Below are 21628 nucleotides of genomic sequence, written 5' to 3' on the forward strand. Positions count from 1 at the left end.
CTGGCGCAGGCGCTCGCGGACAGCGCGGTGAGCCGGGACCGCGCCGCCGATCTGCTGCTCGCCGCGGTGCAGAGGCATCCCCGGCAGTGGCAGTTGCACGGCGCCCTGCTCGCCGAGGTGGACCGCATCCTGGACGAGCTCACCGTGGAGAAGCGGTCCGAGCGGCTGGTGGAGGAACTGGACCGCAACGCGCGCGAACTGAGCGAGCGCTACCCGCGGCTGGAACTGCTCAAGCGCCGGCTGACCGCCGGCCGCGTCCGCCGGCGGCCGTGAGGCTCGCCGGCGCGTCCCGCTCGCCCCGGCCGTGAGGTCCTGTCCGGCGCGTCCCGCTCGCCCGGCGCCGCCGCCCCGTACGCCTGGCACGCGACCCCGGCCGGCCGGCCCGCCGGACGGCTCATCAGATAGGTCGTCCCGGGCCATAGACGGCGCCGTAGCGCGTCTGTAACACTCTGCCAACACGCGCGCAAATTATGAGCAGAAGAACGATGAATCTGCATTGCAATCGCGCAACTTCGCAGGTTCACCCCGCATGCTTCGCATTGCCGCGTAGTTCGCGCTCGTCTCCCGATCTTCCGGACCACGACACAGAGGGACGCTATGAGATCGAAGCGCTCCATCGCACGGCTGATCGCGGGGGTGATCGCGACCAGCCTGCTCTTCCTCGGCGGCCAGGTCCTCCCTGCGTCGGCCGCGGGAGGACCGAATCTGGCGACCGGCAAGGCGGTCTCGGCCAGCAGCACCAACGGCAGCAACCCCGTGAGCAACATCAACGACGGCAACCAGGACTCGTACTGGGAGAGCGCCAACAACGCCCTGCCGCAGTGGGCCCAGGTCGACCTCGGCAGCTCCACCAGCATCGACCAGGTCCAGCTCAAGCTGCCGGCCTCCTGGGGCGCCCGCACCCAGACCCTCTCGCTCCAGGCAAGCCCCGACGGCACGGCCTTCAGCACACTGGTGGCCTCGGCGACCTACTCCTTCGACCCGGCCGCCGGCAACACCGTGAGGATCGACCTCCCGGCCGCGAGCGCCCGGTTCGTACGGGTCAACGTGACCGCCAACACCGGCTGGCCGGCGGCCCAGATCTCCGAGCTGGCCGTCTACGCGGCCACCGCCTCGTCGAGCAACCTCGCCGAGGGCCGCACGCTGACGGCGAGCAGCTCGAACGCCCCGTACGCCCCGGGCAACGCCAACGACGCCAACCAGGCCAGTTACTGGGAGAGCAACAACAACGCCTTCCCCCAGTGGCTGCGGGTGGACCTCGGCTCCGCGGTCGCGGTGAACAAGGTGGTGCTGAAGCTGCCCGCCGCCACGGACTGGGCGACGCGCACCCAGACGCTGGCCGTGCAGGGCAGCACCGACGGCAGCACGTTCTCCGACATCGTCGGCTCGACCGGGTACACCTTCAACCCGGCCACCAGCAACACGGTGACCATCACCTTCGGCGGCGCCGCCACGACCCGCCACGTGCGGCTGAACTTCACCGCGAACACCGGCTGGCCCGCGGCCCAGCTCTCCGAGTTCGAGGTGTACGGGCCGAACACCGGTGACGTCACCGCGCCGTCCGCCCCGACCGACCTCGCGTACACCCAGCCGTCCCCGGGGCAGATCAAGCTGACCTGGAACGCGGCGACCGACAACGTCGGCGTCACGGCGTACGACATCTACGCCAACGGCGTCCTGCGCACCTCGGTGGCCGGCAATGTGCTGACGTACACCGACACGCAGCCGGACACCGCGACCGTCACCTACGTCGTACGTGCCAAGGACGCGGCCGGAAACCAGTCGCCGGACAGCAACAGTGTCACCCGCTCCGGCACCGGCGCCGACACCCAGGCGCCGACCGCGCCCACCAACCTCGCCTACACCCAGCCCGCCTCCGGCCAGATCAAGCTGACCTGGGGCGCGTCCAGCGACAACGTCGCCGTCACCGGCTACGCGGTCTTCGCCGGCGGCACCCGGATCGCCACCACCGCCGGCAATGTGCTGACGTACACCGACACGCAGCCGGACACCGCGACCGTCACCTACTTCGTACGCGCCCAGGACGCGGCCGGAAACGAGTCGGCCAACAGCAACTCCGTGACCCGCAACGGCACCACCCCCACCGGCACCGACCAGGCGCTCGGCAAGCCGGTCACCGCCACCTCCGCCACCTGGGTCTACGTGGCCGCCAACGCCAACGACAGCGACCTGACCACGTACTGGGAGGGCGGCGGCCAGCCGGCCTCGCTGACCGTCAACCTGGGCTCCAACGTGGACACCGGCTCGGTCGTGGTCAAGCTCAATCCGAGCAGCGCGTGGGGCGCGCGCACCCAGACCATCGAGGTGCTCGGCCGGGAGCAGAGCGCGAGCGGCTTCACGCAGCTCGTGGCGCCCAGGAGCTACTCCTTCGACCCGGCGAGCGGCAACACCGTGACGATCCCGGTGACCAGCCGGGTCGCCGACGTACGCCTCACCTTCACCACCAACTCCGGCGCGCCCGGCGGTCAGGTGGCCGAGTTCCAGGTCATCGGCGTGCCGGCACCCAACCCGGACCTGACCGTCACCGCCTTGACCGCGTCGCCCGCGGCGCCGGTCGAGACCGACCCGGTCACGCTCAGCGCGACGGTGAAGAACGTCGGCACCAACGCGTCCGCGGCCACCAACGTCAACTTCTACCTCGGCACCACCAAGGTCGGCACCGCCCCGGTGGGCGCGCTCGCCGCGGGCGCGAGCACCACCGTGTCGGCGGACATCGGCGCTCGGAGCGCGGGCAGCTACCAGACGACCGCCAAGGCCGACGAGGCCGGCGCGGTCATCGAGCAGAACGAGACCAACAACAGCTACACCAACCCGGCCGCCCTGGTCGTCAAACCGGTGGACTCCTCCGACCTGATCGCCTCGCCGGTCGCCTGGTCGCCGGGCAACCCGTCGGCGGGCAACAACGTCACCTTCTCGGTGGCGATCAAGAACCAGGGCAACCTCGACTCGGCGGGCGGCTCGCACGGCGTCACGCTCACGGTCGCCGACGCCACCAGCGGCGCCGTGGTCAAGACGCTCACCGGCTCGTTCACCGGCACCATCGCCGCCGGGTCCACCACCAGCCCGGTCGGCCTGGGCAGTTGGACGGCGGCGAACGGCAAGTACACCGTGAAGACGGTGATCGCGGCGGACGGCAACGAACTGGCCGTCAAGCAGGCCAACAACACCACCACCCAGTCCCTCTTCGTGGGCCGCGGCGCCAACATGCCGTACGAGTCCTACGAGGCGGAGGACGGCGTACTCGGCGGCGGCGCCCAGGTGGTCGGACCCAACCGGACCATCGGCGACCTCGCCGGCGAGGCGTCCGGACGCAAGGCAGTCACCCTCAACTCCACCGGGCAGTCGGTGACGTTCACCACCCGGGCCAGCACCAACACCCTCGTCGTCCGCTACTCCATCCCGGACTCCGCGGACGGCAGCGGCAACAACTCCACCCTGAACGTCTACGTCAACGGCAGCTTCCTCAAAGCCATCAACCTGACCTCGAAGTACACCTGGCTCTACGGCGCCGAGTTCCAGCCCAGCAACTCGCCGGGCGCGGGCGGCCCGCGGCACATCTACGACGAGGCCAGCATGCTGCTGGGGACCACGGTCCCGGCGGGCAGCACCATCAAGCTGCAGAAAGACGCGGCCAACTCCCTCGCCTACGCAGTCGACTTCATCAACACCGAGCAGGCCACGGCGAACGCCAACCCCGACCCCGCCCGGTACGTGGTTCCGGCCGGCCTCACCCACCAGGACGTGCAGAACGCCCTGGACGCCGCGCGGCAGGACACCACCAAGCTCGGCGTCTACCTGCCGGCCGGCGACTACCAGACGGCGACGAAGTTCCAGGTGTACGGCCGGTCCGTCAAGGTGATCGGCGCCGGACCGTGGTTCACCCGGTTCCACACCCCGGACACCCAGCAGAACACCGACGCCGGGTTCCGTGCGGAGGCCTCCGCCAACGGAACGACCTTCTCCGGCTTCGCGTTCTTCGGCAACTACACCGACCGGCAGGACGGCCCCGGCAAGGTCTTCGACCTCACCAACGTCTCCGACATGACCGTCGACGACATCTGGGTCGAGCACACGGTCTGCCTGTACTGGGGCACCAACAGCGATCACACCACGATCACCAACAACCGCATCAGGGACATCTTCGCCGACGGCGTGAACCTCACCAACGGCAGCAGCGACAGCCTGGTGAGCAACAACGAGGCCAGGTCCACCGGCGACGACAGCTTCGCGCTGTTCCCCGCCATCGACATCGTCAACGAGCAGGAGACCAACAACACCTTCCAGAACCTGTCGGTGCTGCTGACCTGGCGAGCCGCAGGACTCGCGGTCTACGGCGGCGCCAACAACGTCTTCCGCAACCTCTACATCGCCGACATGCTGACGTACTCCGGCATCACCGTCGGCACGCTGAAGTTCGGGCCCATCCCGGCACTGGGCTTCGAGGCCACGCCCCAGACCGTCTTCCAGAACATCTCCCTGGTCAGGGACGGCGGCCACTTCTGGGGCCAGCAGACGTTCCCGGCACTGTGGCTCTACTCCGCCGAGTACGTGTTCCAGGGGATACGGATCAGCGACGTCGACATCACCAGTCCCACCTACTCGGGGATCATGTTCCAGACCAAGTGGAACGGCAGCACCCCGATGAACCCGATCAAGGACACCGTACTGACCGACATCAGCGTCACCGGCGCCCACAAGAGCGGTGACGCCTTCGACGCGAAGTCGGGATTCGGGCTGTGGGCCAACCCGATGCCCGAGGCCGGCCAGGGGCCCGCGGTGGGTTCGGTGACCTTCAACGGGCTGGTGGAGAGCGACAACGCGGTGGACATCGAGAACAGGACCACCACCTTCACCATCAACGTCACCTAGGCGCGTACCGGGATAGCCGGGAGGAGACCGGGAGGATCAGCAGGCGTGCCCGCGTTCGGCAGGTGAACGCGGGCACGCCCCGGGCTGCCCCTGCGTGCAACTCGACTGCACTTGAGTTCAGTTGGTGAAGCCGGGGTCTTGACGGGGTATTGGTCTAGTCCTACGGTCGCCGATGCGCCCCCAGTCATGCCGGTGTCCCGCGTCCGTTCTTCGAACGCGGTGGCCCGGCTGTCCGCTACCGGAAGGCCGTCCCCCATGAGAAGACCGCGTCTCCGGCTCAAGGCGCTCGTCGCCCTCGCCACCGCGCCCACCCTGGCCGCCGGCGTCCTGCTGGCATCCGGCACCCCCGCGCACGCCGCGGCCAACCCCGGCCCCGGTTTCCCGGCCCAGTACGCGGCCCCGTACACCGAGGTCTGGAACTCGCCGACGGCGATGGCCAACGCCAAGAACGCAACCGGGCTGAAGTACTTCACCCTTGCCTTCGTCATCGACGGCGGTACCTGCAACGCCACCTTCAACGGCACCACCCCCGTCACCGACGCGGGCTGGACCTCGGCGATCAACAGCCTGCGGGCCGGCGGCGGCGACGTCATCGCCTCCTTCGGCGGCGCGGCCGGCACCGAGGTCGGTATATCGTGCGGGACCGTCGCGGCGCTCAAGACCCAGTACCGGAAGGTCATCGACGGCCTCAACCTGACCCGGGTCGACTTCGACATCGAGGGCGGCTCGCTCAACAACACCACCGCCAACGACCGGCGCAACCAGGCGCTGGCCGAACTCCAGCAGGAGTACGCGGCGGCCGGCAGGCGGCTCGACGTCCAGTACACGCTGCCGGTCAACCCCACCGGCCTGGAGGCCAACTCGATCAGCCTCCTGAACAACGCCAAGAGCCGCGGGCTGAACGTCAACCTCGTCAACATCATGACGATGGACTACGGCCCCTCGATGGACATGGGCCAGGCCGCGATCAGCGCCGCGCAGGCGCTGCACACCCAGCTCGGCCAGATCTGGACCACCAAGACCTCCGCGCAGCTCTGGGCGATGGAGGGCAACACCCCGATGATCGGGGTCAACGACACCACCAACGAGGTCTTCTCCACCTCCGACGCGCAGGAACTGGAGACCTTCGCCAAGAACAACGGTATCCAGGAGCTGGCCTTCTGGGCGCTCGGCCGCGACAAGGCCTGTGCCACCCCCGGCACCCTGTCCGACACGTGCAGCGGCACCCCGCAGTCGCCGTACCAGTTCTCCGGCATCTTCAACGCCGTCACCGGCGGCACCCCGCCGCCGCCCACCGCCACCGGGCCGATCTACTCGGGTTACGCCGGCAAGTGCGTCGACGTGGCCGCCGCCGGCACCGCCAACGGCACCGCCGTCCAGCTCTACGACTGCAACGGCACCGCCGCCCAGAACTGGACCGTCGGGAGCGACGGCACCCTCAAGGCACTCGGCAAGTGCATGGATGTCACCGCGGCCGGCACCGCCAACGGCACCAAGGTGCAGCTCTACGACTGCAACGGCACCGGTGCCCAGGTCTGGCAGAAGGGCACCGGCAACACCCTGGTCAACCCGCAGTCCGGCCGCTGCCTGGACGCGACCGGGCCCAGCTCGGCCAACGGCACCCGGCTGCAGATCTGGGACTGCTTCGGCGGCGCCAACCAGCGGTGGACCCTGCCGGTCTGAGCCAGCCCGCCCTCAGTAACGAGCCGTAATGCACGGTAACAGGCGCTGACGGCGCAGACGGTCCTGGGCGGGGACGGCTCATCCCGCCCGGGACCGGCCCGCCTCCCCGGCGACGCGACCCCGCGCGGGCAGAATCGGGAGCGTCAGGCCGCGACGGGCAGCGGGCCCGCGCGCGGCACCCGTACGACCCCGCAGGGAGCCCCGATGAACAGCGCGGAACTGCTCGCCGACGCCTTCGGCCGGATCAAGGAAGGCGTGCACGGCGCCGTGGACGGCCTCACCGTCCAGGAACTGGCCGAGCGCGTCGATCCCGGCGCGAACTCCGTGGCCTGGCTGATCTGGCACCTCACCCGGGTGCAGGACGCCCATGTCGCCGAGGTCGCCGACCGCGCCCAGAGCTGGACGGACCAGGGGTGGCACGAGCGCTTCGGTCTGCCCTTCAAGCCCGCGGCCACCGGCTACGGGCACACCCCCAAGCAGGTGGCCGCGGTCCGGGTCGACGACGCGTCCCTGCTCACCGGCTACTACGACGCCGTGCACGACGCGACCCTCGACTGCGTCCAGGGCCTGACCGACACCGACCTCGACCGGATCGTGGACAAGAACTGGGACCCGCCGGTCACCCTCGGAGTGCGACTGGTCAGCGTGATCGAGGACGACCTCGAGCACGCCGGGCAGGCCGCGTTCGTCCGCGGCATGCTGCTGCGCCGCCGCTGACGGCCACCCGGCCCGGCGGCGTCCTCGGCCGGGTCAGGGGCCACGACGCGGGCTCCGCGGGCTTCACCGTCACCTCGGCGATCCTCGCGGCCGACCCGCCGCACGGCGGTGGCGGCGCGCTCCGGCTGATCGGCCGGTACCCGAAACCGCTGCTCACCGAACCGGTGTCCGGCCGGCCCGACCGCCCTCAGCGCTGCCGTACCTCGGCCGGCCCCGGCTCCAGCGGGGGCGCCGAGACGCCGCAGTGCGCGACGCACTCCGGCTGGGCGCACGGCGGCTTGTCCAGCTCCTCGCGCAGTGCCTGCGCCGGCACCAGCAGGAAGGCGAGCAGCCCGGCCAGCGCGCACAGGCCCGCGCAGATCAGCATCGCCGAGCCGAAGGCGGCGTCCACCCGGTACGGCGAGCGGTACGCCTGGTCGGACAGGCCGATGGCGAGCGGAAGCGCGGCCACCACCAGGAGCTGGGCCACCCGGGCCGCCGCGTTGTTGACGCCGCTGGCCACCCCGGCGTGGTCGACCTCCACCGACGCCAGCACGGTCGCGGTCAGCGGCGCCACGAACAGGCTCATCCCGAGCCCCATCACCACCACCGCGGGCAGCACGTCCGGCACGTACGAGGAGGAGTCCGGCGACACCCGGATGAGCAGCAGCAGCCCGGCGGCGGTGACCAGCGGACCCACCGTCAGCGGCAGCCGCGGCCCGATCCGCTGGGCCATGGCCCCGGCGGGCGCCGACAGCAGCAGCATCAGCACCGTGACCGGCAGCGTCGCCAGGCCCGCCTGCAGCGCGCTGTACCCCGCGGCCACCTGCAACTGCACCGGCAGGATGAAGAACACCCCGCCGATCGCCGCGTACAGGCACAGCGTCACCACGTTCATCGAGGTGAACAGGCGCGAGGAGAACACCGACAGCGGCAGCATCGGGTGCGGCTGGTTCCGTTCGGTGACCAGGAAGGCCACCCCGCACGCCACCCCGGCCAGCGCCGGCACCGCGACTGTGGCCGGCGAGGGGTTGCCGGAGGCGGCGATCAGCGCGTACGTGATCCCGGCCAGACACAGCGCGGCCAGCGCGGCGCCGCGCACGTCGAAACTCCCGGAGGCGTTACGGTCCCGGCTCTCGGGCACGTGGCGCAGCGCGATGGCCACCACGATCGCCGCGATCGGCAGGTTGACCAGGAAGATCCAGCGCCAGCCGGGGCCGTCCACCAGATACCCGCCGAGGAACGGCCCGACCGCGGCCGCCACTCCGCCCAGACCCGACCACGCACCCACCGCCTTCGCCCGGTCCTCGGGCCGGTACGAGGACTGCACCAGCGCCAGCGACCCGGGCGTCAGCAGCGCGCCGCCCACCCCCTGCAGGGCGCGGGCCGCGATCAGCATCGCGCTGTCCTGCGCGAGGCCGCACAACGCGGAGGCGACCGCGAACCAGACCACCCCGATCACGAAGACCCGGCGCCGCCCGTAGCGGTCGCCCAGGCCGCCGCCGAGGAGGATCAGCCCGGCCAGCGTCAGCAGATAGCCGTTGACCGTCCACTGCAAGGTGGCCAGCGACGCGCCCAGATCCTCGCCGAGCCGGGGGAGCGCGATGTTGACGATGGTGCCGTCCAGCAAGGCCATGCCCGAACCGAGCACGGAACACGCCAGTACCCACCGGCCCGCAGGGGAGGACAGCCGCACGCCCTCGGACGCGGGCGACTCGGCCGTAGCGGTCATGGCAGTCCCTCTCCGGTGGGCGGCGGGCGCCACGGGCCGGTACCCGCCGATTGATCCACCTTAACGTCGGCGGCCCGAGCCCACCGATCAGTTCGCCGGCACCCCGCCGCGCACGGTTTCGGCTGCGGCGCCGCAGCCGGCAGGCACCTTTCGGTCACCTGTCCGGCGGTCGGCGCGCCGCGGTGCCGGGCGGCGCCCGCGGAGGCGTGAGAATGGACGCGTGAGAATGGGGCCCGCCGCGTGAGAATGGGCGCACGGGGCACCCACACAGCGGGAAACCGCAGGACGCAGCGAAGGAGACGCGGATGCCGCACGAGCGCGCCGGAACACCGGCCCGGCCCGACGACCTGGTGGACGTACCCCGGCTGATCACCGCCTACTATGCACTCCATCCCGACCTCGGCGAGCCCGGCCAGCAGGTGGCCTTCGGCACCTCGGGGCACCGCGGGTCCTCCCTCGACACCGCTTTCAACGAGGACCACATCGCCGCCACCAGTCAGGCGATCTGCGACTACCGGACCCGGCAGCACACCACCGGGCCACTCTTCCTCGGCGCCGACACCCACGCCCTGTCGGAGCCGGCCCGGGTCACCGCGCTGGAGGTGTTCGCCGCCAACGACGTCAGCGTGCTCATCGACGAGGCCGACGGCTGGACCCCGACCCCGGCGGTCTCGCTCGCGATCCTCACCCACAACCGCGGACGCGCGGACGCCCTCGCCGACGGCGTGGTCGTCACCCCCTCGCACAACCCGCCCGGCGACGGCGGCTTCAAGTACAACCCGCCGAACGGCGGCCCGGCCGCCTCGGACGCGACCGGCTGGATCCAGGACCGCGCCAACGCGCTGATCTCCGACGGCCTCAAGGACGTCCGCCGCATCCCGTACACCCGGGCGCTCGCCGCGGCCACCACCGGCCGGTACGACTTCCTCGGCCGCTACGTGGACGACCTCCCCTCGGTGCTCGACCTGGCCGCCGTCCGTGACGCGGGCGTCACCATCGGCGCGGACCCGCTCGGCGGCGCCTCGGTGCGGTACTGGGGGCGGATCGCCGAACGGCACGGCCTGGACCTCACCGTGGTCAACCCGGAGGCCGACCCGACCTGGCGGTTCATGACGCTGGACTGGGACGGGAAGATCCGGATGGACTGCTCGTCGCCGTACGCGATGGCGTCGCTGATCGCCCGCAAGGACGAGTACCGGATCGCCACCGGCAACGACGCGGACGCCGACCGCCACGGCATCGTCACCCCCGACGGCGGACTGATGAACCCCAACCACTATCTCGCCGTGGCGATCTCCTACCTGATAGGGCACCGCGACCGGTGGAGCCCGGAGGCGGCCGTCGGCAAGACCCTGGTGTCGTCCTCGATGATCGACAAGGTGGTGGCCGGGCTGGGGCGCCCGCTCGTCGAAGTCCCGGTCGGCTTCAAGTGGTTCGTGGACGGGCTGCTCGGCGGCACCCTCGCGTTCGGCGGCGAGGAGTCCGCGGGCGCCTCCTGCCTGCGCCGCGACGGCAGTGTGTGGACCACCGACAAGGACGGCATCCTGCTGGCGCTGCTCGCCTCGGAGATCACCGCGGTCACCGGACGCACCCCGTCCGAGCACTACGCGGACCTGGCGGCCACGTACGGCGCGCCCTCGTACGCCCGGATCGACGCGCCCGCCGACCGCGAGCAGAAGGCCGTACTGGCCCGGCTGTCGCCCGACCAGGTGCCGGCCGAGGAACTGGCGGGGGAGCGGGTCACCACCGTGCTGACCGAGGCGCCGGGCAACGGCGCGGCGCTCGGCGGGATCAAGGTCTGCACGCAGAACGCCTGGTTCGCCGCGCGTCCCTCCGGAACAGAGGACGTGTACAAGGTGTACGCCGAGTCCTTCCTCGGCGACGATCATCTCGCCCGGGTACAGGAGGAGGCGCAGGCGATCGTGTCGGCCGCGCTCAAGGGCTGAGCTCTGGCACGGGGGGTGGTACGGGTAGGGGGCCGGGGGTGCGACGGGTGTGACGCGGCGTCGGGGGGCGGGTGCCCCGCGGTACCCGGCCCCCCTGACCGGTCCTCGTCCTTCCGGCCGGCCCCGGTCGCGGTGGTACCGGACCGCGGACCGTCAGCGGCGGCCGGTGCGGAACCGGCGGCGCAGCACCACACCCCCGAGCAGCAGGCCCGCGCCGGTGGCCACCGCCAGCCCCACACCCTCGCCACCGGTGTGGGCCAGCGCCGGGCCGGAGTCCGAGGGCTCGTCACGAGGAGGGTTGGGCGGGGCGGGAATCGGCTTGTGGGCGGGCGGCGACGTCTCGCCCGTCGCCGAGGTGTTGGCACACGCCTGGCCGGATGCGGAGTTCAGCGCACCGACCACGTCGACCGTGTTCCCGCATACGTTCACCGGGACGTGCGCCGGCACCTGGACCGTATTGCCCGACAGGACTCCGGGCGAGCCGGCGGTGTCACCGCCGGCCGCCGAATCCGCCTGGGCCGACCCCGCGGTGGCCAGCAGGCCGCCGGCGACCACCGCGGTGACAAGTCCCTTCCTGGCGACTGCGTTCATATGCTCACTGCCTTCCGGATAAACCCGCGCGGACAGTGTGTCCGCACCGAGCACAACGCTCCGGAGGGTCAACCAGACCGTGACGGACCGTTGGTTCATCCCAATGAGTGAGCGCCCGCCGTCTCCCGTCATTCCGATGTACCGAGTGGATATTCCGATGAATCAGGCGCTGCGCCAGGGGTGATCCGCCGTCACTTCCGTCACCGCCGAACGGACATCGCTCGGCACGGTTGCCGGGTGCGCGGCGAACGCGTCGTACACCTGGGGTGAGGGAGCCTGCCGGACCCGGTGATCCGCCCGGGCACCCCTCTGTGGTCGGTCTTCCTGCTCACTCGTTCCGCGGGTGACCTCGTTCCTCGGCCGCCCGCTCCGCGAGCTCGGGCGTCAGCCCTCCGAGGGCGAACCCCCCAGCCCCGGGCGGATCAGGCTGCCGTGCCGTCCACCGCTTCGGCCTCCTGGTACCCGTACCGCTCGATGTGCTCGCGGGCCGCCGCCAGCGCCGGGCCTATCTCCCGAGTGCCGGTCGAGACGCACAACGTGTAGACAGTGTCCTGCAGTTGCTGACCGACGAGCGAAACCACCCCGTCATCGTCCGCCAAGCCTGCCCGGCTCTGCTTCTCGGCCTCGGTGCGAAGCGCCTCGTAGCGTTCCACCAGCTTTCGCAGGACGGTGGGGTGGGCCATCAGCATCGTCGTACTCCTCGGTACTCGGCGAAGTTGAGCGGCGTCTGCCCACCTGGCGCGACCGCATGCCTGGCACACCGGGATTACCCGCTGTGGCGCTCGTCACGCCCTGCTGTCACCCCGTCATCGCTCACCCCGCGCCCCCACGTGTGCCGCGCGCGCTCCAACTGCCGTCCCGGCGACGCCGGCCGACCGGCCGGTCCGGGGAAGTGCGGTGCCGAGGCGAACGCTTCTGCCGGGCATCGTGATGCGGCCGCTCACCTCCGGTGGCCTCGCGCCGGTGATACGCGCGTCGCGTCACCCCGAAGGATCGCGCCAACGCCGTGCTCCACCCCGCCCGTCGCTCGCCCGGTGATCACGTTCGGACGTGACGGTAACCGTCGTCCACGGCATCCGGTGACCTCGGACCCCGCGCGGCGCACCGGTGCACGGCCGGCCCGGGGAACGCCCCCGTTCGAGGCGGCGTCCGTTGCGGCGCGACGGGGGCCCTGAACGGATCGCGGACCGCCGGCGGGGGCGAGCCCAGGCTGCGTCGTCGTTAGTCGATCCCGCGCAGGATGTGCGTCTCGGTCGGGTCGTCCTCGTAGCCCGCCAGGCGGATCGGCGCGCAGCGGGACCAGACGTCCAGGGGCCGTTCCTCGCGGAGGAGGGCGGCGGCCTTGCTGCCTTCGGCTGCCTTCTTCTCCTGGTGCTTGTGCTGATCTCCTGACACCGCGCACTCCTTAGCGTCGCGTGGACCGGATACGTCGGACGCCAGGTCCGTGTGCCGGCGCCCAGCGGTGGGTTGGCTGTACGGCGGTGCGGACGCCGTGGCGCCTTGGGTGCCCCCAGCCCGCTGGGCGATGGGGAGGGCCGGAAGCACGGCCGAGGTGGCCACTGGTTCCGGGACGGGCTCCTGCGGCCCGGTACGCGCCGGGGAGCATGTTCGTCACGGACAGCCTATGCGGGGAAGCACCCCGTCACCAGCCGGTTCGCGGTTAACTCGGCGTTCCGGTTACTGCCCCGGCAGCGACGCGACCGGGCACGGTTGCTACCGTTCCCCGTGCTCAACAGTGAAGAAGAAGAGCAGGAGCGCTCTGGTCCATCCGGGGCAATCGGGGCAACCGGGTCCGCGAGCCCGCCGGGGTCTCGTATACCGCGCGCGGTGTCCGCCCCGCCCCGGTCCCGGCGCTCACGCCTGCTCGCCGACATCAGCCCACTGCGCGACCACCCCGACTTCCGGCGGCTCTGGTTCGGCAACACCGTCTCGGACATCGGCCAGCAGATGACCGCGATGGCCGTGGCCCTCCAGGTCTACGCGATCACCGGATCCAGCTTCTACGTCGGGCTGGTCGGCCTGTGCTCCCTCGTACCGCTGATCGTCTTCGGCCTCTACGGCGGGGCCGTCGCCGACGTGGTGGACCGGCGCAGACTCGGGCTGGTCACCGCCTCCGGGGCGCTGCTGCTGTCGGTCGCCCTCGCCGTGGTGGCGATCGCCCACATACGGTCCGTGGCCCTGCTCTACGCGATCGTCGCCCTCCAGGCGGTGTGCTTCGCGATGAACTCGCCCGCCCGCTCCTCGATGATCCCCCGGCTGCTGCCGCCCGAACGGTTGCCCGCCGCCAACGCGCTCGCCTCTCTGGCGGGCGGTGTCGACCAGATGGCGGGCCCCCTGCTGGGCGGTCTCTCCGTGGGCCTGTGGGGCTATCAGGCCGCCTACCTCATCGATGTCGCCGCCTTTACCGCGTCCCTGTACGCGATGTGGCGGCTACCGGCGATGCTGCCGGGCGAGGTTGCCGCCGGAGGGGGCGAGACCGGGGCGGGTGCGGCAGGCGCTACCGGCGAGGCCGCCGCGGGTGCGGGTGGCACGGGAGCGGGCGGTGCGGGTAAGGATGCTGTGCGCCGCCGGCCCTCCGTCATGGAGGGCTTGCGCTATCTCGCCGCCCGGCCCAACCTGCGCACCACCTTCGTCTCCGACCTCGCCGCGATGGTCCTCGCCCAGCCGCGGGTTCTCTTCCCGGCCGTCGCCGGCCTCTGGTACGGCGGCGACACCCGTACGGTGGGCCTGCTCGCGGCGGCGCCCGCGGCCGGTGCCCTCCTCGGCGGCGTTTTCTCGGGCTGGCTCGGCCGTATCAACCGTCAGGGCCTGGCCGTCCTCGTCGCCATCGCCTCCTGGGGTGCCGCCGTCGCCGTCTTCGGCCTCACCCGCAACCTCTGGCTCGGCCTGGCCTTCCTCGCCCTCGCGGGCTGCGCCGACACGGTCTCCATGGTCTTCCGCAACACCATGCTCCAGTCCGCCGCCCCGGACGACATGCGCGGCCGGCTCCAGGGCGTCTTCCTGGTCGTGGTCGTCGGCGGTCCCCGCCTCGGCGACTTCCTCGCGGGCTCCACCGCCGACCTCTTCTCCCCGGCGGCAGCCGTCATCGGCGGCGGCCTCGCATGCATCGCGGCCATCACCCTGATCGGCGCCCTCCAGCGCGGCTTCGTCACCTACGACGCCAGGCACCCGGTGCCTTGACCTGTGCCTGGTCTTCGGCCCGTGGCTCGTGAGGGCGGGGCCCACACGGTGCCAAGCCCGCTGGTGATCCGTCGGAGTTCGCAGGCCCCGCGATGCGGACATGGCTCGTGACGCGATGTCGAGCGGTTCGCGCCCGGCGCCGGCGGCCGGCTCAGCCGATCGCGTCCACGTACACCCACAGGCCGCCCTCGCGGACGAATCGGCTGTTCTCCCGCTGTTCCCCGTCCGTGCCGCGGACGCGGAACCGGGCCCGGAACTCGACCGTGCCCTCGGAGTGGAAGGCGCTGCCACCGGTCGTGACCAGCACGTCGAGGCCGGTCCAGTGGATCGCCTCGTCGAACCGCACCCCGGGCGGCCGGGTGGCGGCCGACCAGGTACGCAGCAGGTAGTCCTCGTCGCGCACGGCGAACGCGCTGTACCGCGACCGCATCAGCCGCTCGGCGGTGGGAGCCGCGCCCCGGCCCTGGTGGAAGATCCCGCAGCACTCGCCGTACGGAGCGCCGAGCCCGCAGGGGCAAGGGGCGGCGGGGGACAGGGCGGAGCGGGACGGCGTGGTACGGGAACGGGAGGCATGGGGCCGCGGGGTGCGGGGAGAAGAAGGCCGTCTGGGCATCCTCCGATTGTTCCAGTTGTCCCCGTTGCTGCAGCCGAACGGTCCGCCGCCATTCGCGGCCGCCCGGGTTTTGCCCGCCGCGACGGGGAAATGCGCCCAACATGGCGCAAGTCGGGTACACGATGATGACCGAACAGGCCGGCCCGCGTGACCTCGTGGATCACGTGGTGGCAGCCGAACACACCGGTTTCGACGAGATCGCGCTCGTCCAGATCGGCGGCGATTACCAGGAGCCGTTCCTGTCATGGTCGGAGAAGACGCTGCTGCCGGCGCTCCGCGACGCCCTGTGACCGCGCGAGCCGCAAACGCACAGACGCACAGAACCCGCAGACCCGCACACACCGCAGGGCCGCACGGTCGCAGCGCCGTGAGCCCGTAACGCCGCGGATCCGCCCGGTGCCCCGGGGCCCCGGCAGAGGTCCCGGGCCCGGAAGCCACGGAAAGGAAACATCGTGAGCACCCGGCAGGACCGGCGCGCCGACCCCTCGGCGGCCACGTCCGCAGCTCCGCACTCGCCCACAGGCCGGCACTCGTCCGCGCCCCCGTCCGCCGACCCCGCCGACCAGGTGGCCGTCACCATCGACAGTTGCCGCAAGGAGGACGCCCACGCCGTACTCGCGGCGCTGCAGGCCGCCTTCCCCTCCGACCGGTCGCCCGACGACATCCCCGCGGACTCTCCGAACGGCCGGCCGATCGTGTGGGCCGCGACCTTCGACGTCTCCCGCACGCTCGGCCGTCCCGGGCCCGCCTCGCTCACCGAGCCCGTCACCGTCACCGCGCAGGGCGGCTACCACGCGGTGGACCGGCTCCGCGAGCAACTGGGCGACGCTTTCGCCGTGCGGGTGGTCGGCACGGCCTCCGGCGACCAGGAGGAGGAGGTACAGCTGCGGCTGGAGACGCGGTGATCCGGGTGAACTGGTGAGCGCGTTCCGGCCGTCCCGACGCGGACAGACGGCACGGGGCTCCGGTTCCGCGGATCGATCATCCGGATGCGCGGCCTCCGCCCAGCGCGTGATCACCACTTCGGACGGGGCTCAAGCGGGCGCGTGCTCCCTTGCCTTCTCCTGGATCCTCTCCGCCGCGCGCTTGTCCAGGGAGACCCGGACCAGGGCCGCGGCCAGGACGGCGGGGTCGGTGTCGCCGGCCAGGCGCAGCAGGGCGGCGGGGGAGTCGGGCAGGCCGAGGCGCCGGGCGCCCTCGAGGGTCTTGTCGTCCAGGGAGGGCGCCACCTCGGGCCATACGCTCTGCACCTCGCGCAGGAAGATGTCCGCGCCGGTCGGGCCGAGCCCGGGGAACCCCAGCAGCGCCCGCCTCGTCTCCGCCACGTCGCCGTGCGTCCGCTGGTGCAGCCGCCGCAGGTCGCCGCGGTACCGCTCCCTCATCAGTTCCGCGCCGGCGCCGAGCTGGGTCGCGGTGCGTTCGTCGTAGCGCCGGTAGCCGCCGCGGCCGAGCGCGTCCACCCGCTGCTGCCAGGTCGCCTCCGCCATCCGGGACGGGTCGCGCATACCGGCCTTGAACAGCTCCCTGGCCGCCGCGACGGCGACCCCGGCCCGGATACGGGCGCTCAGCAGGGTCGCCAGGACGAGGAGCTGGTAGAGCGGCTGCGGGGCGTCCTTCAAGGTGATGCCCGCGTCCCGGGCGTACGTGCGGCCGTACTCCTCCAGGAGCGCCCGCACCATGTCGCGTTGTGTCGTGGCCATCCGGGTTCGCCTCCGTCGTTGGGTGCGATGCGAGGGATGCGAAGGATTCCGCGGTACGCCTACCCGAACGCGCCCCTCGTAACCGACGATGGTGCAGGGGTGACTCAGGACGCACCAGGTACGCGAACGCCGACCTGGTCGCTCCGTACCGGCACGCCGGTGGCTGCGGCAAACCGGTATCGGCGGGCCGAAGGTCTGCTGGGACACCGACCGGAACCGCGCGGTACGGACCGTGCACCGGCCGTGGCCCACCGAGCGGCTGCCCGGCGAACTCTTCCGGCCTCCCCGCGCCCGAGCACTTCCGGCAGGCGACCTCGCTGGTCGGTGAGGAGAGGGGCGCCGCATCCGGCGCCTTCGGCGACGACCCCGGGGAACACCTCAAGGCGATCCGCGCTTTCACCGGCGCCGACTTCGACCAGGTGTACGTCACCAGATCGGCCCCGACCGGCAGCCGTTCTTCGACTTCTGCCGCAGCGGAGTGCTGCCCGCGCCGGTCGGCTCGTGACGCCCCGACCGGTCAACCGGCACCGTGCGCCGCCCGTACCGCCGCCACCGTGTCCGCCTGCGCCGGGCTCTTGTCCTCCCGGTAGCGGATGACGCGGGCGAACCGCAGCGTCAGGCCGGCCGGATAGCGGGGCGAGGTCTGCACCCCGTCGTAGGCGATCTCCACAACGAGTTCCGGGCGGACGGTGACCACGAAGCCGTCGTCGTCCACCGCCAGCGCCCGCAACCGCTCGGTCTGCCACTCAAGCAGCGCGTCGGTGAGGCCCTTGAAGGTCTTGCCCAGCATGACGAAGGAGCCGTCGTCGTTCCGGGCTCCGAGATGCAGGTTGGAGAGCTTCCCGGTGCGCCTGCCGTGGCCCCACTCGGCGGCCAGCACCACCAGGTCGAGGGTGTGCACGGGTTTGACCTTGATCCAGGAGGCGCCGCGCCGACCGGCCGCGTAGGCGCTGTCGGCGGCCTTGACCACGACGCCCTCGTGGCCGCGGTCCAGGGTCGCGGTCCAGAAGTCGGCCGCCGCCGCGAGGGCCGCCGGGTCCGCGGGGTCGGCGACGACCGCGCGCCGTACCCGCAGTTCGGCCGGGACCAGGCGCTCCAGGGCCGCGTGCCGCGCGTCGTACGGCAGGTCGAGCAGGTCGCGGCCCTCCACCGAGAGCACGTCGAAGAAGACCGCGTGCACCGGGAGCGCGCGGGCGGCGGCCGTCACGTCGACCCGGGAGCCGACACGGCCCGCGGTCTCCTGGAAGGGGCGCGGCCGGCCCGCCGCGTCGAAGGCCAGCACCTCGCCGTCGAGGACGAACCGCGCGGCGCCCAGCACCTCGGCGACCGCCACGACCTCCGGCAGCCGGACTGTCACGTCGTCCAGGGTGCGGGTGAAGATCCGGACACCGTCCTCGTCCCGGTGCACCTGCACGCGGATGCCGTCCAGCTTCTCCTCCACCGCGCAGGGCCCCGCCCTGGCGACCGCCTCCGCCACCGTCTTCGCGGTGGAGGCGAGCATCGGCAGCAGCGGACGCCCGACGGTCAGCGAGAACTCGGCGAGCGCGCCGGGGCCGCGGGCGAGCAGGGCCCGCGCGACCGGTTCCAGGGCGCCCGCGAGCATCACCGCACGCCGCACGTCCGCCGGCGGCGTTCCGGTGGCGGCGGCCAGGCCCTCCGCGGCGGCGGCGTCCAGCGCGCCCTGCCGTACCTCGCCGGTGATCAGGCCGAGCAGATACCGCTGCTCCTCGGCGGTGGCCGCCCCGAACAGGTCCCGGAGCAGCGCCCGGCGTGCGGCCTGTGCGCCGGTGCCGGACGCCTCGCTCACCGCGGTCAGCGCCGCGTCCACCGCCCGTACGGTCAGCGTCGCCGCCACAGCGGGCGCGGGCCGGTCCCGCAGCGCCGACCAGCCCACCCCGAGCCGGCCCTGCGGCAGCCGGCCCGCCAGGTACGCGATGGCGACCGGCACGTCGTCCGGTTCGGCGGCCCGGAAGAAGCCGGCCAGCAGCGCGGTCTTGCGGGACCGCGCGGAGGCCCGCGCGACCTCCCGGGAGACCCGGGCGACGTCGGCGAAGTACATGCCCCCATCCTGCGACGCGGCGCGGGTCCACGCGCGGGCGATGACAGAGCCGTTTTTATTCGAATATACGTACGAGATTGCATTACAGTGGCAACCGTGCACCAGCAGCAGGCGTCCATTTTCGGCACCGGGGCCCCCGGCCTCGGCGAACTGGCCGGAGCACGCCGTACACACCTCGGGCGCGGCGCCTGGATCGACACCCTGCCCGGATGGCTCAGCGGCGCGGACGACCTCTTCGAGGAACTGGCCGCACGCGTCCCCTGGCACGCCGAACAGCGCCGGATGTACGACAACGTGGTCGCCGTCCCCCGCCTGCTCGCCCACTACGGCGAGGGCGACCCACTGCCCCACCCCGTACTCGACCGTGCCCGCGCCCGGCTCACCGACCACTACGCCGCCGAACTGGGCGAACCCTTCGTCACCGCCGGACTGTGCTACTACCGCGACGGCCGGGACAGCGTCGCCTGGCACGGCGACCGCATCGGGCGCGGCGACGCCCAGGACACGATGGTCGCCATCGTCTCCCTCGGCGAACCCCGCGCCCTGCTGCTGCGGCCGCGCGGCGGCGGTCCCGCCGCCGTCCGCCGGCCGCTGGGCCACGGCGACCTCATCGTCATGGGCGGCTCCTGCCAGCGCACCTGGGACCACGCGATCCCCAAGACGCGCGCCGCGGTCGGCGGGCGGATCAGCGTCCAGTTCCGGCCGCGCGGGGTGGGGTAGCCCAGAGCGAAACGGGCGGGCCCGGCGGGCGGACCGCCGTGCGTTCAGCGCCCCCACGCCCCGGCCGGCCGGCGGTCGTGCTCCTCCGGGGCGCCCGGTGTGCCGGACCGGCCGCGCAGGATGTCCGCCAGGGCGACCACCAGGGCGAGGGCGGCCAGGCCGGTGGCGGTGAGGATGCCCCACTCGAAAGCGGCCGACCAGTCCGCGTGCCGGCCGCCCACCCGGGAGAAGAAGACCGAGCCGACCGCCGCGATACCGGCCGCGGAGCCGATGCGCTGGGCGGTCTGGAGCACCCCGCCGGCGCTGCCGGCCCGGCCCACCGGCACCTGGCTCAGGGTCAGGGTCTGGTTGGGCGAGATGACCAGACCGCTGCCGATCCCGGCGAACAGCAGTGGCCCCGCGGTCGCCCAGCCCACCGAGCGGCCGCTGTCCAGGTGCACCGCGAGCGCCGCGCCGAGCAGCCCCACCAGCACCATCGCCAGCCCCGAGGCCACCAACGGCCGCCCGATCCGGGTCACCACCCGGCCGCCGACCGCGGCCGACGCGCCCGAGCCCAGCGCGAACGGCATGATCGCCAGCCCCGCCTCCAGCGCGGAATAGCCCAGGCCGTTCTGCAGGTACAGCGTGAGGATGAAGAAGACCGCGGTGAACCCGGCGAAGTACAGCAGCGACATCAGTGTGCCGAGCGCGTACGACCGGTGCCGGAACAGCGTCAGGTCCACCAGCGGCGCGTGCCGCCGGGCGTAACGCCGCTCCCAGCCGGCGAACGCGGCCAGTACGGCCAGCGCGACCGGCACCAGCAGCCACTTCTCCGGGCCCCGCCACTGCTGCTCCTGCACGAACGGCAGCAGCAGCAGGACCGTGCCCACGCCCAGCAGCCCGACCCCCACCGGGTCCAGATCGCCGCGCCCGCGCCGGCCGGCCTCCTTCACCGGCGGCGGAGGCAGCAGCCGGTACGCGAGCGGCAGCGTGGCCAGACCGATCGGCAGGTTGACGTAGAACACCCAGCGCCAGCCCTCGTGCGCGCCGAACACCTCGATCAGCAGCCCGCCCAGGAGGGGGCCGACCGCCGTGGACACCCCGATCGTCGCACCCAGCATGCCGAAGGCCCTGCCCCGCTCCGCGCCGCTGAACATCTGCTGGATGAAGCCGGACACCTGCGGTACGAGGATGCCGCCCGCGAGACCCTGCAACAGCCGGGCCGAGACCAGCCACTCCTCGTTCTGCGCCGCGCCGGCGAGCGCGCTCGTCGCGGTGAACAGCGCCAGGCCGGTGATGAAGACCGCACGCCTGCCGCGTACGTCACCGGTCCGGCCGGCCGGCACCAGCACCAGGCCGAACGCCAGGGAGTACCCGGACAGCACCCACTGCAGGCCGCTCTGGGACGCGTCGATCCCGGCGCGGATGGAGGGCACCGCCACATTGACGATGCTGACGTCCAGCAGCGTCATGAAGCTCGCGGTCAGGCACACCGCGAGGGCCGGCCAGCGGCGGTCGCGGTCGGCCCTCGCCGCGCCGCCCGCGCGGCCGTCGTGCGCTCCCGGCGCGGTGGCATGCGCTGTGCCCACGGCATGTCCTTCCTGGGGCGCTCGGTACGCGGATCGGGTGCCCGGCGGGCGGCCCGCCAAGCGTTCCCGCACGACGGCCGGCCCGCGCCACCGGCGCGACCACCGCCCTGCCTACGTCCCCCGGTCCGCCGCGCGCCACGCCCACCGGACCTCGCCGGTCGCCCGTCATGCGTACCGGCTGATATTCGGACGTTTCTCCCATAATGTGTACTAGTCGGATGATCGCGGTATGTATACGGTTGCTCGTGCG

The 21628-nt window shown here is 72.3% G+C and carries 15 protein-coding genes and 2 pseudogenes; 9 read left to right on the plus strand and 8 right to left on the minus strand.

The window, feature by feature from the left end:
• The 4 genes and pseudogenes from VIW71_RS18320 to VIW71_RS18335 all read left to right on the plus strand — a co-directional run.
• Positions 1-273 (plus strand): annotated as a pseudogene (locus VIW71_RS18320) (hypothetical protein); the annotation flags it as partial.
• A 324-nt stretch (positions 274-597) separates the two neighbouring features.
• A complete protein-coding gene (locus VIW71_RS18325; protein ID WP_331623420.1) occupies positions 598-4890 on the plus strand; it encodes a discoidin domain-containing protein in 4293 nt (1430 codons plus the stop codon).
• A 255-nt stretch (positions 4891-5145) separates the two neighbouring features.
• Positions 5146-6573 (plus strand): RICIN domain-containing protein, encoded by a 1428-nt coding sequence (locus tag VIW71_RS18330; RefSeq protein ID WP_331623421.1) that lies wholly within the window; start codon positions 5146-5148, stop codon positions 6571-6573.
• A gap of 204 nt (positions 6574-6777) precedes the next feature.
• The gene (locus tag VIW71_RS18335) at positions 6778-7290 is read left to right on the plus strand and encodes a mycothiol transferase (protein ID WP_331623422.1); all 513 of its coding nucleotides are present in this window, start codon (positions 6778-6780) and stop codon (positions 7288-7290) included.
• A 187-nt stretch (positions 7291-7477) separates the two neighbouring features.
• Here VIW71_RS18335 and VIW71_RS18340 read toward each other — a convergent pair whose 3' ends face one another.
• The gene (locus VIW71_RS18340; protein WP_331623423.1) at positions 7478-9001 is read right to left on the minus strand and encodes a DHA2 family efflux MFS transporter permease subunit; all 1524 of its coding nucleotides are present in this window, start codon (positions 8999-9001) and stop codon (positions 7478-7480) included.
• Between the two features lie 305 nt (positions 9002-9306).
• On the opposite strand from VIW71_RS18340, the gene pgm reads away from it, so the two are divergent.
• Positions 9307-10947, plus strand: coding sequence for a phosphoglucomutase (alpha-D-glucose-1,6-bisphosphate-dependent) (gene pgm / locus VIW71_RS18345; RefSeq protein WP_331623424.1), 1641 nt, complete (start codon positions 9307-9309; stop codon positions 10945-10947).
• Between the two features lie 153 nt (positions 10948-11100).
• Here pgm and VIW71_RS18350 read toward each other — a convergent pair whose 3' ends face one another.
• The 3 genes from VIW71_RS18350 to VIW71_RS18360 all read right to left on the minus strand — a co-directional run bounded on the left by VIW71_RS18350 (position 11101) and on the right by VIW71_RS18360 (position 12933).
• The gene (locus tag VIW71_RS18350; protein ID WP_331623425.1) at positions 11101-11538 is read right to left on the minus strand and encodes a chaplin; all 438 of its coding nucleotides are present in this window, start codon (positions 11536-11538) and stop codon (positions 11101-11103) included.
• A gap of 422 nt (positions 11539-11960) precedes the next feature.
• A complete protein-coding gene (locus VIW71_RS18355; protein WP_331623426.1) occupies positions 11961-12227 on the minus strand; it encodes a DUF5133 domain-containing protein in 267 nt (88 codons plus the stop codon).
• Positions 12228-12759: 532 nt separating this feature from the next.
• Positions 12760-12933: a hypothetical protein gene (locus VIW71_RS18360; protein WP_331623427.1), complete on the minus strand. Its 174-nt coding sequence runs from the start codon at positions 12931-12933 to the stop codon at positions 12760-12762.
• Between the two features lie 432 nt (positions 12934-13365).
• On the opposite strand from VIW71_RS18360, the gene VIW71_RS18365 reads away from it, so the two are divergent.
• Entirely contained in the window at positions 13366-14718 is a 1353-nt protein-coding gene (locus VIW71_RS18365; protein WP_331623428.1) for an MFS transporter, read from the plus strand.
• Positions 14719-14869: 151 nt separating this feature from the next.
• Here VIW71_RS18365 and VIW71_RS18370 read toward each other — a convergent pair whose 3' ends face one another.
• A complete protein-coding gene (locus VIW71_RS18370) occupies positions 14870-15331 on the minus strand; it encodes a YchJ family protein (protein WP_331623429.1) in 462 nt (153 codons plus the stop codon).
• Positions 15332-15516: 185 nt separating this feature from the next.
• Between VIW71_RS18370 and VIW71_RS18375 the strand changes: the two are divergent.
• Together VIW71_RS18375 and VIW71_RS18380 are read left to right on the plus strand one after the other, a co-directional pair.
• Positions 15517-15621: pseudogene (locus tag VIW71_RS18375) on the plus strand (LLM class F420-dependent oxidoreductase); the annotation flags it as partial.
• Between the two features lie 276 nt (positions 15622-15897).
• The gene (locus tag VIW71_RS18380; protein ID WP_331623451.1) at positions 15898-16236 is read left to right on the plus strand and encodes a hypothetical protein; all 339 of its coding nucleotides are present in this window, start codon (positions 15898-15900) and stop codon (positions 16234-16236) included.
• Between the two features lie 129 nt (positions 16237-16365).
• Here the strand turns inward: VIW71_RS18380 and VIW71_RS18385 are convergent, their stop codons facing one another.
• Positions 16366-17031 (minus strand): endonuclease, encoded by a 666-nt coding sequence (locus VIW71_RS18385; RefSeq protein WP_331623430.1) that lies wholly within the window; start codon positions 17029-17031, stop codon positions 16366-16368.
• A 517-nt stretch (positions 17032-17548) separates the two neighbouring features.
• The gene (locus VIW71_RS18390) at positions 17549-19090 is read right to left on the minus strand and encodes an ATP-dependent DNA ligase (RefSeq protein ID WP_331623431.1); all 1542 of its coding nucleotides are present in this window, start codon (positions 19088-19090) and stop codon (positions 17549-17551) included.
• A gap of 87 nt (positions 19091-19177) precedes the next feature.
• Between VIW71_RS18390 and VIW71_RS18395 the strand changes: the two genes are divergently transcribed.
• Positions 19178-19810 carry an alpha-ketoglutarate-dependent dioxygenase AlkB gene (locus VIW71_RS18395; RefSeq protein WP_414720777.1) on the plus strand — a complete coding sequence of 211 codons (633 nt, stop codon included), beginning with the start codon at positions 19178-19180 and terminating at the stop codon, positions 19808-19810.
• 44 nt (positions 19811-19854) lie between these two features.
• Here the strand turns inward: VIW71_RS18395 and VIW71_RS18400 are convergent, their stop codons facing one another.
• Positions 19855-21378, minus strand: coding sequence for an MFS transporter (locus VIW71_RS18400; protein ID WP_331623433.1), 1524 nt, complete (start codon positions 21376-21378; stop codon positions 19855-19857).
• Positions 21379-21628 lie beyond the last annotated feature (250 nt).

Source organism: Streptomyces sp. (genome assembly GCF_036524955.1).
Lineage (GTDB): Bacteria > Actinomycetota > Actinomycetes > Streptomycetales > Streptomycetaceae > Actinacidiphila.

What these genes read in the sequence shown, in the direction of transcription:
- VIW71_RS18325 (WP_331623420.1), top strand. Translation starts at nt 598, where the DNA reads ATGAGATCGAAGCGCTCCATCGCACGGCTGATCGCGGGGGTGATCGCG.
- VIW71_RS18330 (WP_331623421.1), top strand. Translation starts at nt 5,146, where the DNA reads ATGAGAAGACCGCGTCTCCGGCTCAAGGCGCTCGTCGCCCTCGCCACC.
- VIW71_RS18335 (WP_331623422.1), top strand. Translation starts at nt 6,778, where the DNA reads ATGAACAGCGCGGAACTGCTCGCCGACGCCTTCGGCCGGATCAAGGAA.
- VIW71_RS18340 (WP_331623423.1), bottom strand. Translation starts at nt 9,001, where the DNA reads ATGACCGCTACGGCCGAGTCGCCCGCGTCCGAGGGCGTGCGGCTGTCC.
- pgm (WP_331623424.1), top strand. Translation starts at nt 9,307, where the DNA reads ATGCCGCACGAGCGCGCCGGAACACCGGCCCGGCCCGACGACCTGGTG.
- VIW71_RS18350 (WP_331623425.1), bottom strand. Translation starts at nt 11,538, where the DNA reads ATGAACGCAGTCGCCAGGAAGGGACTTGTCACCGCGGTGGTCGCCGGC.
- VIW71_RS18355 (WP_331623426.1), bottom strand. Translation starts at nt 12,227, where the DNA reads ATGCTGATGGCCCACCCCACCGTCCTGCGAAAGCTGGTGGAACGCTAC.
- VIW71_RS18370 (WP_331623429.1), bottom strand. Translation starts at nt 15,331, where the DNA reads ATGCCCAGACGGCCTTCTTCTCCCCGCACCCCGCGGCCCCATGCCTCC.
- VIW71_RS18385 (WP_331623430.1), bottom strand. Translation starts at nt 17,031, where the DNA reads ATGGCCACGACACAACGCGACATGGTGCGGGCGCTCCTGGAGGAGTAC.
- VIW71_RS18390 (WP_331623431.1), bottom strand. Translation starts at nt 19,090, where the DNA reads ATGTACTTCGCCGACGTCGCCCGGGTCTCCCGGGAGGTCGCGCGGGCC.